The organism is Arthrobacter sp. FW306-07-I (genome assembly GCF_021800405.1).
Taxonomy (GTDB): domain Bacteria; phylum Actinomycetota; class Actinomycetes; order Actinomycetales; family Micrococcaceae; genus Arthrobacter.
The window spans coordinates 3,553,037-3,566,052 of record NZ_CP084550.1 but is presented as its reverse complement, the minus strand read 5'-3'; the positions used below and the strand labels follow the sequence as shown (position 1 = coordinate 3,566,052).

General features: G+C 65.8%; 14 protein-coding genes. 11 read left to right on the top strand and 3 right to left on the bottom strand.

The features are described 5' to 3' along the window. Positions 1 to 5: 5 nt before the first annotated feature. The 7 genes from LFT46_RS16600 (at position 6) to LFT46_RS16570 (ending at position 7,973) form a co-directional block, all read left to right on the top strand. Complete coding sequence (locus tag LFT46_RS16600; RefSeq protein ID WP_236820416.1) at positions 6 to 2,042, top strand: bifunctional aldolase/short-chain dehydrogenase; 2,037 nt, start codon at positions 6 to 8, stop codon at positions 2,040 to 2,042. Then, complete coding sequence (locus LFT46_RS16595) at positions 2,039 to 3,532, top strand: rhamnulokinase (RefSeq protein WP_236820415.1); 1,494 nt, start codon at positions 2,039 to 2,041, stop codon at positions 3,530 to 3,532. Before LFT46_RS16600 ends, LFT46_RS16595 begins: the two co-directional genes overlap by 4 nt. Positions 3,533 to 3,605: 73 nt before the next feature. Beyond that, positions 3,606 to 4,625: an acetylxylan esterase gene (locus LFT46_RS16590; RefSeq protein WP_236820414.1), complete on the top strand. Its 1,020-nt coding sequence runs from the start codon at positions 3,606 to 3,608 to the stop codon at positions 4,623 to 4,625. 49 nt (positions 4,626 to 4,674) lie between these two features. Further along, positions 4,675 to 6,000, top strand: a complete 1,326-nt coding sequence (locus LFT46_RS16585) for a glycoside-pentoside-hexuronide (GPH):cation symporter (protein ID WP_236820413.1) — start codon at positions 4,675 to 4,677, stop codon at positions 5,998 to 6,000. A 234-nt stretch (positions 6,001 to 6,234) separates the two neighbouring features. Beyond that, entirely contained in the window at positions 6,235 to 7,356 is a 1,122-nt protein-coding gene (locus LFT46_RS16580; RefSeq protein WP_236799517.1) for a 3-deoxy-7-phosphoheptulonate synthase, read from the top strand. 154 nt (positions 7,357 to 7,510) lie between these two features. Further along, the gene (locus LFT46_RS16575; protein WP_043452394.1) at positions 7,511 to 7,723 is read left to right on the top strand and encodes a helix-turn-helix domain-containing protein; all 213 of its coding nucleotides are present in this window, start codon (positions 7,511 to 7,513) and stop codon (positions 7,721 to 7,723) included. 151 nt (positions 7,724 to 7,874) lie between these two features. Beyond that, positions 7,875 to 7,973 (top strand): 30S ribosomal protein bS22, encoded by a 99-nt coding sequence (locus LFT46_RS16570; protein WP_003792170.1) that lies wholly within the window; start codon positions 7,875 to 7,877, stop codon positions 7,971 to 7,973. Between the two features lie 68 nt (positions 7,974 to 8,041). Here the strand turns inward: LFT46_RS16570 and LFT46_RS16565 are convergent, their stop codons facing one another. After that, the gene (locus tag LFT46_RS16565) at positions 8,042 to 8,860 is read right to left on the bottom strand and encodes an HAD family hydrolase (RefSeq protein ID WP_236799516.1); all 819 of its coding nucleotides are present in this window, start codon (positions 8,858 to 8,860) and stop codon (positions 8,042 to 8,044) included. Positions 8,861 to 8,938: 78 nt separating this feature from the next. On the opposite strand from LFT46_RS16565, the gene LFT46_RS16560 reads away from it, so the two are divergent. Together LFT46_RS16560 and LFT46_RS16555 are read left to right on the top strand one after the other, a co-directional pair. Continuing rightward, positions 8,939 to 9,193 (top strand): glutaredoxin family protein, encoded by a 255-nt coding sequence (locus LFT46_RS16560; RefSeq protein ID WP_142132722.1) that lies wholly within the window; start codon positions 8,939 to 8,941, stop codon positions 9,191 to 9,193. An 11-nt stretch (positions 9,194 to 9,204) separates the two neighbouring features. Continuing rightward, on the top strand, positions 9,205 to 9,909 hold the full coding sequence (locus tag LFT46_RS16555) for a redox-sensing transcriptional repressor Rex (RefSeq protein WP_236799515.1): 705 nt from the start codon (positions 9,205 to 9,207) through the stop codon (positions 9,907 to 9,909). A gap of 74 nt (positions 9,910 to 9,983) precedes the next feature. Here the strand turns inward: LFT46_RS16555 and LFT46_RS16550 are convergent, their stop codons facing one another. Both LFT46_RS16550 and LFT46_RS16545 read right to left on the bottom strand, forming a co-directional pair. Continuing rightward, on the bottom strand, positions 9,984 to 10,766 hold the full coding sequence (locus LFT46_RS16550; RefSeq protein WP_236820412.1) for a Yip1 family protein: 783 nt from the start codon (positions 10,764 to 10,766) through the stop codon (positions 9,984 to 9,986). Between the two features lie 203 nt (positions 10,767 to 10,969). Beyond that, entirely contained in the window at positions 10,970 to 11,518 is a 549-nt protein-coding gene (locus tag LFT46_RS16545) for a YceI family protein (protein ID WP_236799513.1), read from the bottom strand. 203 nt (positions 11,519 to 11,721) lie between these two features. Between LFT46_RS16545 and LFT46_RS16540 the strand changes: the two genes are divergently transcribed. Both LFT46_RS16540 and LFT46_RS16535 read left to right on the top strand, forming a co-directional pair. Further along, the gene (locus LFT46_RS16540) at positions 11,722 to 12,402 is read left to right on the top strand and encodes a histidine phosphatase family protein (RefSeq protein WP_236799512.1); all 681 of its coding nucleotides are present in this window, start codon (positions 11,722 to 11,724) and stop codon (positions 12,400 to 12,402) included. A 53-nt stretch (positions 12,403 to 12,455) separates the two neighbouring features. Further along, on the top strand, positions 12,456 to 13,016 hold the full coding sequence (locus LFT46_RS16535) for a TlpA family protein disulfide reductase (RefSeq protein WP_236802930.1): 561 nt from the start codon (positions 12,456 to 12,458) through the stop codon (positions 13,014 to 13,016).

Below are 13,016 nucleotides of genomic sequence, written 5' to 3'. Positions count from 1 at the left end.
AAGTTATGACGAACAAGACTGTTGAAGACCTGATTTCCCGTTCCAACCGCCTGGGCGCGGACAAGCGGAACACCAACTTCGCCGGCGGTAACACCTCGGCCAAGGGCACCGAAAAGGACCCGGTGACGGGCGAGGATGTCCAGCTGCTGTGGGTCAAGGGCTCGGGCGGAGACCTGGGCACCCTGAAGGAGCAGAACCTGGCGGTGCTGCGCCTTGACCGGTTGAACGCTTTGAAGGGCGTTTACCCGGGCGTGGAGCGCGAGGATGAGATGGTGGCAGCGTTCGATTACTGCCTGCACGGCAAGGGTGGCGCCGCCCCCTCGATCGATACCGCCATGCACGGCCTGGTTGATGCCGCACATGTGGACCACCTGCACCCGGACTCGGGCATCGCCATTGCGACGGCGGCGGACGGCGAGGCCCTGACCACCAAGATCTTCGGCAACAAGGTGGTGTGGGTGCCCTGGCGCCGCCCCGGCTTCCAGCTGGGCCTGGACATCGCCGCGATCAAGGACGCCAACCCGCAGGCCATCGGCACCATCCTGGGCGGCCATGGCATCACCGCCTGGGGTGCCACCAGCGAGGAAGCGGAGCAGAACTCGCTGTGGATCATCGAGCAGGCCGAAAAGTACATCAGGGACAACGGCAAGGCCGAACCCTTCGGGCCCAAGCTGCCCGGGTACGGTGCACTGCCGGAGGCCGAGCGCCGAGCCAAGGCGGCAGCCCTGGCACCGGTGATCCGCGGCCTGGCCTCCACCGACAAACCGCAGCTGGGGCACTTCAGCGATGACGCCGTCGTCCTTGACTTCCTGGAAGCCGCGGAGCACCCACGGCTCGGAGCGCTGGGCACCTCCTGCCCGGACCACTTCCTGCGCACCAAGGTCAAGCCGCTCATCCTGGACCTGCCGGCGGACGCCTCCCTTGAGGAGTCGATCGCCCGGCTGCACGAACTGCACGCGGACTACCGCGAGGACTACCAGGCCTACTACGACCGCCATGCGGACGGAAACAGCCCTGCCCTGCGCGGAGCGGACCCGGCCATCGTGCTGGTCCCGGGCGTGGGCCTGTTCTCCTTCGGCGCGAACAAGCAGACCGCCCGGGTTGCCGGCGAGTTCTACATCAACGCGATCAACGTGATGCGCGGTGCCGAGGCGATCTCCACCTACGCCCCGATCGAGGAATCCGAGAAGTTCCGCATCGAGTACTGGGCGCTGGAGGAAGCCAAGCTGGCGCGGATGCCCAAGCCCAAGTCGCACGCCACCCGCATCGCGCTGGTGACCGGTGCCGCGTCCGGCATTGGCAAGGCCATCGCCACCCGCCTCGCCGCCGAAGGCGCCTGCGTGGTCATCGCGGACCTGAACCTGGAGAACGCGCAGAAGGTCGCCGAGGAACTCGGCGGCTCCGATGTTGCCATTGGCGTCCAGGCTGACGTGACGGACGAAGCCCAGGTCGCGGCGGCGATCGACGCCGCCGTGCTGGCATTCGGCGGGGTGGACCTGGTGGTCAACAACGCCGGCCTGTCCATCTCCAAGCCGCTGCTGGAAACCACCGAAAAGGACTGGGACCTGCAGCACAACGTCATGGCCAAGGGTTCGTTCCTGGTGGCCAAGGCCGCCGCGAAGGTCATGATTGCCCAGGGCATGGGCGGGGACATCATCTACATCTCCTCCAAGAACTCCGTATTCGCCGGCCCCAACAACATCGCCTACTCCGCCACCAAGGCAGACCAGGCCCACCAGGTCAGGCTGCTCGCGGCCGAACTGGGCGAACACGGCATCCGCGTCAACGGCATCAACCCCGACGGCGTGGTCCGCGGCTCCGGGATCTTCGCCGGCGGCTGGGGCGCCAAGCGCGCCGCGGTCTACGGCGTCGACGAGGAGAAACTGGGTGAGTACTACGCCCAGCGCACCCTGCTCAAGCGCGAAGTCCTGCCGGAGCACGTGGCCAACGCCGCCGCCGTCCTGACCAGCAACGAACTGTCCCACACCACCGGCCTGCACATTCCCGTGGACGCCGGAGTGGCCGCAGCCTTCCTCCGATGAGCACGGTTCCGAACGGTGTCGACGCGCATTTTGCCTCCAGCGTGTTTGCCGCCGTCGACATCGGCGCCTCCTCCGGGCGCGTGATGCTGGGACGGGTTTCCCCCGAACGTGTGGCGCTGGAGACCGTCCACCGCTTCCCGAACGGAGTGGTGGAGCGCGACGGCGGCCTCCGCTGGGACTTCGACGGCCTCTTCGCCGAGGTGCTTGAGGGCCTGCGGGCTGCCGCCACGGTGGCGGCAGTGCAGGGTAAAACGATCGCGAGCATCGGCATCGACACCTGGGCCGTGGACTACGGCCTGGTGGATGCGGCCGGGAAGCTGGTGGCACAGCCGTACAGCTACCGGGACGACCGCAGCCGTGCTGCCGTCCAGACTCTCCACGCCACCCTGGACCCGGCGCGCCTGTACCAGACCACGGGGCTGCAGTTCCTGCAGTTCAACACCATTTACCAGCTGGCCAGCGAACGGAACCTGGCCGGGCTGCAGGCCCTGCTCATCCCGGACCTGATCGCGTTCCTGCTCACCGGCGTGCGCCGGACGGAGGCCACCAACGCCTCCACCACTGGGCTGTTCGACGCCGTGGCGGGGGAGTGGGCCACCGAGTTCTTCACCCAACTGGGCCTGCCGAAGGACCTGTTCCCGCCGCTGATCCAGCCGGGCGAGGCGTTCGGGAACCTCAAGCCGGACATCGCCGCGGCCGTGGGCCTTCCGGTGGAAACCACAGTGGTGGCGGTGGGCTCCCATGACACTGCGTCCGCCGTCGTTGCAGTCCCCGCGACAGCGGACAACAGCAGGGACGGCTTCGCTTACATCTCTTCCGGCACCTGGTCCCTGGTGGGCCTGGAACTGAAGCATCCGGTCCTCACGGAGGCCAGCCGGGAAGCCAACTTCACCAACGAACGCGGTGTGGACGGCACCGTCCGCTACCTGCGCAACGTGGGCGGGCTGTGGCTGCTGAGCGAATGCCAGCGCACGTGGGCCGGGGAAGGGTTCCAGCCGGACCTTGCCGCCCTGCTGGCTGCCGCCGCGGCACTTCCCGCCGGCGGGCCGCAGATCAACGCCGACGACCCGGACTTCATCGCCCCGGACAACATGCCCGATCGCATCCGGGCCGCGGTGCGGCGGACCGGTGCGGACCTGGCGAACGATCCCGCGGCCATCACGCGCTGCATCATGGACAGCCTCGCGGCAGGCTATGCCAGGACCATCACGGCGGCGGAGCGCCTGGCCGACCGGCAGGTGGACGTGGTGCACATCGTTGGTGGTGGTTCCCAGAACGCCTTGCTCTGCCAACTCACCGCCAACGCAGCCCGCCGACCGGTCATCGCGGGACCCGTCGAAGCCACCGCCCTTGGCAACGTACTCGTCCAGGCACGCGCTGCCGGGGCAGCCACGGGAGGGCTGCCCCTCCTGCGTGGAATTGTTGCCGCCGGAACCAGCCTGCACCGCTACGAGCCACTCGTCAGCGTGAGCCAGGGATCTCTGCAGTAGAAGGGGATCCGTGCAGTAGAAATAGAAGAACCCACCGCGAGCCGCCGAACAACAGAAACAGAACTGGACAACGATGCCCCTCTTCGACCTTCCCCTGGCACAGCTGCGCAGCTACACCTCCGATGTCACGCCGCCGGAAGACCTGGGCGCGTTCTGGGATGCCACTCTCGACGAAGCCCGGGCCTTTCCGCTCAACGCCACCTTCGAGCCGGTCGAGAACTACCTCACGGTGATCGACACTTTCGACGTCACCTTCTCCGGCTTTGGCGGCGCGCCGGTCAAAGGCTGGCTGCACCTGCCTGCCATCAGGGAGGCAGGTGCCCGGCTTCCGGTGGTGGTGAACTACATCGGTTATTCCGGCGGCCGTGGCCTGGTCAACCAGGACACGCGCTGGGCACAGGCCGGATACGCGCATTTCATTATGGACACCCGGGGCCAGGGGTACGGCGGCACTCTGGGGCACACCGCGGACCCCCATCCGTCAGCCGGGGACGTGGCACACGCGGGCCTGATGACCAGGGGCATCGCCAGCCGCGAGGACTACTACTACCGCCGCGTCTACGTTGACGCCTTCCGCGCGGTGGAAGCGGCCCAGGCCCACCCCGCCGTCGACGCCACAAAAGTAGTGCTGGCCGGAGTCAGCCAGGGTGGCGGGCTGGTGGTGGCCACGGCGGGGCTCACCGCCGGAAGGCTCGACGGCGTCATCGCCGCGCTGCCCGACGTTCCGTTCCTGCAGGACTTCCCCCGCGCCATCGACATCACCCCACGGGGACCGTACCCGGAGATCGCCCAGTTCCTGGCCCGGCACCGGGAGCGCTACGACGACATCCTCGCCGTCCTCAACTACTTCGACGGCGTCAACCTGGCCCGGTACGCCACGGCGCCGGCGCTGTACTCGGCTGCCCAGATGGACGATATCTGCCCACCGTCCACCGTCTTCGCCAGCTTCAATGCCTACGGCTCCGGAACATCCGGCGCATCCGCCACCGGAGCTGTAAAGGACATCGAGGTGTACCGGTTCAACAACCACGAAGGCGGCCAGGAACATCACTGGATCCGGCAGCTGGTGTTTCTGCGCAAGATTCTGGGGTAGATTCCTGTTCGGATGAGAAAGCGTTTTCTCATCCGGGGGACAGGGAGCAATGAAGCCTTTGAACAGGGCCGCAATCGTAGGCTATGGCGCCGGCGATGCAGCCAACAGCATGATCATCAGCACCGCCAACATGTTCCTGCTGGTCTACTACACGGATGTGGCCGGGATCGGCGCGGCCGCTGCCGGCACCCTGCTGGTAGTCGCGCGGGTGTTCAATGCCTTCACGGACATCGCCGCGGGCAGGATCGTTGACCGCTTCCACAGCCCCCGGTGGGGAAAGTTCCGCCCCTTCCTGATCTTCGGGTTCATACCACTGGTGCTGGGCGTAGCCGTGTTCCACGTGCCCGACGTCGAGCCATCACTGAAACTCCTCTACGCCTACTGCACCTATTTCCTGGTCTGCCTTGCCTACAGCCTGGTTAACGTCCCGTACGGCTGCCTGGTGGGGGCCATGACCCAGGACCCCCGCGATCGGGCCAGGCTTGCCGGAGCGCGGACCATCGGCGGGCTCTCCGTGGGGGCGACGCTGGGGTTCTTCGTGGCACCGCTCCTGGGCGGGGGAGGGGACGTCCAGCAGATCTTCACCGTGATGACCCTGGTCTTCGCGGTTCTGGGTTCCGGGCTCTATGTGTTCACCGGGATCGCCTGCCGGGAACGAGTGGCCGGCAGCGTCCCCAAAATCACCTGGCGCCAGACCATCGAAGCACTCAGGGTCAATTCGCCGCTGGTGGTCCTGTGCCTTGCCTCCGTGCTGCTGGTGACGGGCAACTCCGCCACCGTGGCCGCCCAGTTCTACTACCTGCGCGATGTCCTGTCCCGCCTGGACCTCTTTCCCCTGATGGCCGCAACACAGGTGGTCATCACCCTGGCACTCGCCGTGCTGATGCCCCGCCCAGTGGCCAAATGGGGCAAGAAGGCAGTGTTCACCGTCGGCTGCCTGCTCGGCGCCGCAGGCGGACTGGTGGTTTTCCTGGTGCCGGCGGAAGCACCCTGGCCGGCGGTGGCCGGGATGGTCCTGGCCCAGCTTTCAGCCGCAACGATCAGCATCCTCACCTGGGCACTAATCGCGGACACCGTGGAATACGGCGAATGGAAGACCGGCGTCAGGGTCCAGGGCATCAACTACGCCCTCCTGGCTGCCACCCGGAAGCTGGGCATGGGTTTCGGCGGAGGATTGGTGGCCTTCGCGCTCGCGTGGGGCGGCTACTCCTCATCAGTCCAGGAGCAGGCGGCCCCGACCCTTACCGCCATCCGCGCCGCTGCCGGACTGTTGCCCGCCGCCCTGGTGCTGGCCGCCGTCGTCATCATGTCCTGGTACCGCCTCACTGACCAAAAGCACGCCGAACTGGTGGCGGGCCTTCAGGAATCGCGATGAAGGGAATGTGACGCACTGATTTTGCGGCTGCGTGCACCCGGGTTTATGGTCTCTTCCATGACTAACCGTTGGTATGCGTATTTTTCGTTGGCTCTGGAGGGGCCCGCGTCTAACTGACACGCATCCAGCATTCCTTCAGAGCCAACAGGGCAGAGATCATTCTCTGCCCTTCGCCGTTTCTCCGGCGGGTTCTGAAATCCGGGCCCGCTTCCCATCTGGAACAGGACCCCGAACATGAGCACCGCAACAGCAGCAGCCCCCGCCACCGAGACCAAGTCCACCTCGAACCTGCGCGTCAGCGAATTCACCCCGCTGCCCACCCCCTCCGAACTCCTCGCCGAACTGCCGCTGGACGCCCGCGCCGCTGCCGTCGTCGAACGCGGACGGGACGAGGTGCGCGCCATCATGGACGGCGTGGACGACCGCCTGCTGGTCATTGTTGGCCCCTGTTCCATCCATGACCCCAAGGCGGGGCTGGAGTACGCCCGCCGGCTGGTCAGCCAGGCCGAAAAGCACAAGGAAGACCTGCTGATCGTCATGCGGACCTACTTCGAAAAGCCGCGCACCACCGTGGGATGGAAGGGCCTGATTAACGATCCACGGCTGGATGGCAGCCACGACATGGTTACCGGCCTCCGCACGGCCCGGCAGTTCCTGCAGCAGGTCACTGCGCTGGGCCTTCCCACCGCCACCGAATTCCTGGAACCGATCAGCCCGCAGTACATGGCCGACCTCATCTCGTGGGGTGCCATCGGTGCCCGCACCACCGAAAGCCAGATCCACCGGCAGCTTGCCTCCGGATTGTCCATGCCCATCGGCTTCAAGAACGGGACCGACGGCGGCCTGCAGGTGGCCATCGACGCCTGCGGGGCAGCGGCGGCGGCCCAGGCGTTCCTGGGGATCGACGGCGAGGGCCGGGCCGCGCTGGTGGCAACGGCCGGAAACCCCGACACCCACGTCATCCTCCGCGGCGGCCGCAAGGGGCCCAACTACTCAGCGGCCGACGTCGAACGCGCCTCCAACGAACTGGGGGGCAAGGGACTGAATCCCCGCCTTATCGTCGACGCCAGCCACGCCAACAGCGGCAAGAGCCACCACCGGCAGGCCGAGGTGGCATTGGAGATCGGCGCCCAGTTGGAAGACGGCGGGACCGCAGCGCGCGCGGTGGCCGGCGTCATGCTGGAAAGCTTCCTGGTGGGCGGGGCGCAGAACCTGGACGTCGCGGACCATGCAGCAGGGCGCGCTGAACTGGTCTACGGCCAAAGCGTCACGGATGCCTGTATGGACTGGGATGTCTCCGCGTCTGTCCTGGAGCAGCTGGCGGCATCGGCACGGAAGCGCCGGGGGTCGAATTAGGGGATGAAATAGGGGGCCCGCCACTTTCACATCTGCCACAGGAACATCTAGAGTATCTACTTAGGTGGTTGGTGGATGGCTCAGCATCGGAACACCGCATTGGCACGTACCTGGGGTCACTGTTGTCCATCCGTCAGCAAAGGAAAATAGGGAAATGTCGGCAGAACAGAACTTCTCCAACGCGAAGTTCCTGACCGTGGCTGAAGTGGCCGAGGTCATGCGCGTCTCCAAAATGACTGTCTACCGGCTGGTGCACTCGGGCGAAATGCCGGCAGTGCGCTTCGGCCGCTCCTACCGGGTCCCCGAAAACGCCGTTGAACAGTACCTTAAGGGTGCTGTCGTGGACGGTCACACCGAGACGGCCTGAGGCAGCCTGTCCTGAGCCGCTCCCAATAGGCGGTACCCTGTTAAGGAACGTTTTACGTCATTGTAAGAATCTGTCAGTTGTTCAGTTCGTAGCTATGTCCGCGGACCTTCTCCATCAGACAGGTACTGCATCTAGTTTGTAAGGAACTTTCGTGGGTTCAGTTATTAAGAAGCGTCGCAAGCGTATGGCCAAGAAGAAGCACCGCAAGTTGCTTCGCAAGACCCGTCACCAGCGCCGCAACAAGAAGTAGAAATACTTCCAACAGCGTGCAAATGCCCGTCGCCTTCCGAGGCGGCGGGCATTTTGTTTGTTACCGGGCTACGCCCGCGGGCCGCGCATCCGGGCGAAGCCCTTCCAAAGGCCGTAAATCGCACCGCCAAAAGTGGCTGCCTTGAGGCCGAACGTGGCAGCGCGGCGGCCGGCGCGGAAGTCGTAGACCGGCCAGTTCCGGTCCCGCGCGTGGCGGCGCAGCTTGGCGTCCGGGTTGATGGCCACGGGGTGCCCCACCAGCGACAGCAGCGGGACGTCGTTGTAGGAGTCGCTGTAGGCCCAGCAGCGCTTGAGCTCCAGGCCCTCCTCGTCGGCGATGGCCTGGACGGCTACGGCCTTCGCCGAGCCGTGCAGGATGTCTCCCACCAGGCGGCCGGTGTACATGCCGTCCGACACTTCGCCCACCGTCCCCAGGGCTCCGGTCAGTCCCAGGCGGGTGGAGATCACGGTGGCCACCTCAATGGGCGTGGCCGTTACCAGCCAGACGCGGCGGCCCACCCTGAGGTGCTGCTCCGCCAGTGCCTTGGCGCCCGGCCAGATCCGCGAGGCGATCATCTCGTCGTAGACTTCTTCACCCAGGGCCTTGATGTCGTCAACGGTGATCCCGGCGGCCAGCGTCAGGGCCGAATCCCGCACGGCATGGACGTCATCGATGTTCTCCCCGCGGGCCACGAACTTGAACTGCTTCCATGCGAAGCCGGCGGCCTGGGCCAGGGTAAAGGCTCCGCGCTGGTGCATCTTGCGTGCCACATGGAAGAGGCTGGCTCCGCGCATCAAGGTGTTGTCCACGTCGAAAAACGCCGCTTCGCCCGGCTGCGGCTCGGCAACCGGGCGCGTGACTACGGCGACGTATTTCTCCTCGGGCATGGTGTTGAGTCTAGTCAATCCGCTGGCCTGCCGCCGTCGGCGTCACCGGCAGCACGCGAACGGCGATACCGTTAAGCCATGGCTACACCCCGCGTCGTCCTGGTCACCAAAGCTGACTGCCACCTTTGCGAAGACGCGCGCGACGCCGTCAGCCGGGTCACTGCCTCATTGGGCCTTACCTGGAGCGAAGAGTTGGTGGACAACCAGCCCGAGCTGCGGGAGCGCTACGCCGAGGAAATCCCGGTGGTGCTGGTGGACGGCGTACAGCGCGACTTCTGGAAAATCGACGAAACCCGGCTGGAACGCGTGCTGCAGCGCGCCATGGCCCAGTAGGGGGAGTGCCGGTGACCTCCCTGGATTCCACGCCGCAGCCGCTTCCCGACCTTCCAGCTGCGACGGGCACGCCGCCCAAGCAGATACCGCCCGCAGCCGTAGCCCGGCTGACCCTCTACCTCCGCGCCCTGAACACCCTGCTGGCTGAGGGCGTGGAGCGCGTCTCCTCCGAATCGCTGGCTGAAGCCTCAGGGGTCAGTTCCTCAACCCTGCGCAAGGACCTGTCCTATGTGGGATCGTACGGAACCAGGGGTGTTGGCTACGAGGTGCAGTACCTCAGCCGTCATATCGCGGCAGCGCTTGGACTGACGCACGACTGGAAAGTGGCTATCGTCGGTGCCGGCAACCTCGGCAAGGCGCTGGCGCGGTACGGCGGCTTCGAGTCCCGCGGGTTCGACGTCGTGGCCATTTTCGACGCCGACCAGATGGTGGTGGGCAGCGAGGTGGGATGGCTGCGGGTCAGCGACGTCGCGGACCTCGAAACAGTCCTGCACCGCACCGGGGCCAACATGGTGGTGCTGGCGCTGCCGGCCGCCGTGGCCCAGGACGTCTGCGACCGGGTGGTGGCGGCGGGCGTCCACAGCGTCCTGAGCTTCGCCCCGGTGATGCTGCAGGTTCCCGACGGCGTCAACCTCCGCAAGGTGGACATGGCCACCGAACTCCAGATCCTGGCCTACCACGCGCAGCGGGCCCAGACACCCGGACAGACAGCCTAGCGCTGGCTTAACGCAGGCGGCCCGGGACGCATTGCTGCGTCCCGGGCCGCCTGTTTGCCAGCAGACGTGCTGGGTTACCGCCCGTAAGGGTTGCCGAACCCACCCGAGTATGGGTTGGCGAAGGGCTGCTGCTTCCGGAAGTACGGGGCAGCTGCAGGCAGGTAAAGCAGCACGATGGCTACGATGCCCAGGACGGTTCCAAGCGTTCCGAGGGAGGGGACCCCGAACAGGCCGAAAATGGACAGCGCTGCAAAGACTGTTCCCAGGATGCGGGCCCAGTTCTTGCCTTTGCGGATGAAGAAGGCCACCAGCAGGTAGAGCGCGGCGCCGATGATGGCAAAGACCACCAGCGTGCCGGCGATGACGCTCTTGATGCTGTCGTAGCTGATGTCTGTTCCGCTCGACTGCATCTGCTGTTCAAAGAGCTGCCGGAACTGGGGGTCGTCCAGCTGGGTGAGGCCCAGGAGCATGCCGATGACGAAAATGGCGGCCGACGCAATCAGCAGCCAGAAGGAGATGTTCACCAGCTGGGGGATGCCGTTGCTTCCGGCGGGCTGCGGCTGCTCCGAGGGGTACTGGCCGTAAGGGGACTGTCCATACGGCGACTGGCCGAACTGGGACTGGCCGTAGCCGGGAGCCTGCGACCCATACTGCGGTGCATTCTGGCCGTACTGGGGTGCATTTTGGCCGTACTGCGGTGCTGCCGGCGGCTGCGAGCCGTACTGCGGAGCGTTTTGGCCGTACTGCGGAGCGTTCTGGCCGTAGCGCGGCTGGGCTCCGGACTGGTCGTTGCCGGATTGTCCGGGGCTGGTTCGCGGGTCTTCGGACCCGGGAGGCGGGACGGGAGGAGTACTCATGGGCGTTCCTTCTGCAGGGTCGGGATCCAGTTAGGCTGCCGGGAATCGGTCCTCAGCCTTCCCCCCAGCATGGCTTAAGTCCACCGTACCCCCGGCGGGCGGCGTTGTGGATCATTCGGGAGGTGTTGATGCACCGCGTTTGCAGGTTAAACACGGCACCCCGGCCATGCCGTGCAGGCGGGCCGGGGTGCCGTGAAGGGGAATTAGGCTGCGGGAGCGATGAAGGCGAGTTCCAGGTTGATGGCAACCTTGTCGCTGACCAGCACGCCGCCGGTTTCCAGGACGGCGTTCCAGGTCAGGCCGAAGTCCTTGCGGCTGATGGTGGTCTCGGCGGAGACGCCGGCGCGGGTGTTGCCGAACGGGTCCACGGCCACGCCGTTGAACTCGGTTTCCAAGGTGACGGGACGGGTAACACCCTTGATGGTCAGGTCGCCGGTGAGTTCGTAGCTGTTGCCCTTGGCCACGAGGCCGTTGGAGACGAAGGAGATCTCGGGGAACTTCTCCACGTCGAAGAAATCCCCGCCCTTGACGTGGCCGTCGCGGTTGGCGTCGCCGGAGTCAAAGCTGGCGGTCTTGATGGTGGCGTTGATCTTGGAATCGACCACGTCCTCGGCCAGGTCCAGGGTGGCGGCGGCTTCGGTGAACTGGCCGCGGACCTTGCTGATGCCGGCGTGGCGGACGGTGAAGCCAATCTCGCTGTGGGAGTTGTCCAGGGTCCAGGTGCCGGTGGTGACGTCTGCGGGAAGTGCCATGATGTTGCTCCTTGTATAGCTGTGTCTGTGGTGATCCTGCTGTTGAAGCTTCATAAGTTGAAGTCTCAACTAACTTGCTGCATCCAGTATAAACATGCATTTGCATGTTTTGTTCCCGGCTTCGGAACATTTCTTCAAAAACTTCAGTTCTACTGAACGTAGAAGATTTCGGATCGCGCGCCATCTTTGAGAAACTGGTAAACATGCCCCAAGCCACTGTCCATCTGCTCCGCCACGGCGAGGTCCATAATCCCGACGGCGTTCTCTATGGGCGGCTCCCGGATTTCCACCTTTCCGAGTTGGGGCAGGAGATGGCCCGGATGCTTGCGGAGCACTTCCGGCAGCGCGCCGAGCACGGGGCCCGCATCACCTACCTCGCCGCCTCTCCGCTCGAGCGTGCGCAGGAAACTGCACGGCCGACGTCGGAAGCCCTGCAGCTGCAGATCCACACAGACGAGCGGATCATCGAAGCGGAGAACTACTTCGAGGGCATGAAGGTCACCAAGGGTGAACTGCGCCGGCCACGGCACTGGCCGCACCTGGTCAACCCGCTGCGCCCGTCCTGGGGTGAGCCGTACAAGCAGCAGGCGGCCCGGGTGGCAGCGGCTGCGCAGGACGCGCGCCGGAAGGCGATTGAACTTGCGGCCGGCGATTTTGGCGCAGAAGGCCCTGAGGCCATCCTGGTCAGCCACCAGCTGCCCATCTGGGCCACCCGGCTGAGCGCGGAAGGGCGGCCTTTGTGGCACGATCCCCGCAAGCGCGAGTGCACCCTGACCTCCGTTACGTCCCTGGTCTTCGACGACGCCGGCTCGCTGTTGCGGGTTGAGTACAGCGAACCCGCAGCATCCCTTCTTCCCGGTGCCGCCAGCACCCCTGGAGCCTAGTAGTGAGCAACAGCAACCTTCCCTCGCGCCGCAGCCTGCTCGCTGCCGGCGGCATGGCGCTGACCGCGCTGACCCTTGGCCTGTCCGGCTGTGCCCAGGAGGATGCCCTGGCCAAGCAGGCCAAGGCGGGGGACAACAAGAACTACGTTGCCGGTGACGGCTCCGTGACCGAGTTCGCCGCCGCGGACCGCAAGGAAGCCGTGCAGATCCAGGGTGCCCTCTTCAACGGCACCGCCGTCACACCGGCCGACTTCCAGGGCAAGGTGAGCGTCCTGAACTTCTGGTTCGCAGCGTGCGCCCCCTGCCGCGTGGAAGCGCCGCTCCTTGAAGCCCTGCACCAGGAGTTCAAGGACCAGGGTGTCCAGTTCTTCGGCGTCAACCTCCGGGATGAGAAGCCAACGGCGGAGGCGTTCGAAAAGACCTTCAACCTGACCTACCCCAGCTTTGACGACAAGGACGGCGCCGTCCTGCTGTCCGTCTCCGGCCTGGTGCCGCCCGGCGCCGTGCCCACCACCCTGGTCCTGGACAAGCAGGGGCGGGTGGCCTCCCGCGTCCTCGGCGAAATCGAGAAGGGCACCCTAAAGGCCCTCATCACCGCCGCAGTGGCGGAATAG

What these genes read in the sequence shown, in the direction of transcription:
- LFT46_RS16600 (WP_236820416.1), top strand. Translation starts at nt 6, where the DNA reads ATGACGAACAAGACTGTTGAAGACCTGATTTCCCGTTCCAACCGCCTG.
- LFT46_RS16595 (WP_236820415.1), top strand. Translation starts at nt 2,039, where the DNA reads ATGAGCACGGTTCCGAACGGTGTCGACGCGCATTTTGCCTCCAGCGTG.
- LFT46_RS16590 (WP_236820414.1), top strand. Translation starts at nt 3,606, where the DNA reads ATGCCCCTCTTCGACCTTCCCCTGGCACAGCTGCGCAGCTACACCTCC.
- LFT46_RS16585 (WP_236820413.1), top strand. Translation starts at nt 4,675, where the DNA reads ATGAAGCCTTTGAACAGGGCCGCAATCGTAGGCTATGGCGCCGGCGAT.
- LFT46_RS16580 (WP_236799517.1), top strand. Translation starts at nt 6,235, where the DNA reads ATGAGCACCGCAACAGCAGCAGCCCCCGCCACCGAGACCAAGTCCACC.
- LFT46_RS16575 (WP_043452394.1), top strand. Translation starts at nt 7,511, where the DNA reads ATGTCGGCAGAACAGAACTTCTCCAACGCGAAGTTCCTGACCGTGGCT.
- LFT46_RS16565 (WP_236799516.1), bottom strand. Translation starts at nt 8,860, where the DNA reads ATGCCCGAGGAGAAATACGTCGCCGTAGTCACGCGCCCGGTTGCCGAG.
- LFT46_RS16560 (WP_142132722.1), top strand. Translation starts at nt 8,939, where the DNA reads ATGGCTACACCCCGCGTCGTCCTGGTCACCAAAGCTGACTGCCACCTT.
- LFT46_RS16550 (WP_236820412.1), bottom strand. Translation starts at nt 10,766, where the DNA reads ATGAGTACTCCTCCCGTCCCGCCTCCCGGGTCCGAAGACCCGCGAACC.
- LFT46_RS16545 (WP_236799513.1), bottom strand. Translation starts at nt 11,518, where the DNA reads ATGGCACTTCCCGCAGACGTCACCACCGGCACCTGGACCCTGGACAAC.
- LFT46_RS16540 (WP_236799512.1), top strand. Translation starts at nt 11,722, where the DNA reads ATGCCCCAAGCCACTGTCCATCTGCTCCGCCACGGCGAGGTCCATAAT.
- LFT46_RS16535 (WP_236802930.1), top strand. Translation starts at nt 12,456, where the DNA reads ATGGCGCTGACCGCGCTGACCCTTGGCCTGTCCGGCTGTGCCCAGGAG.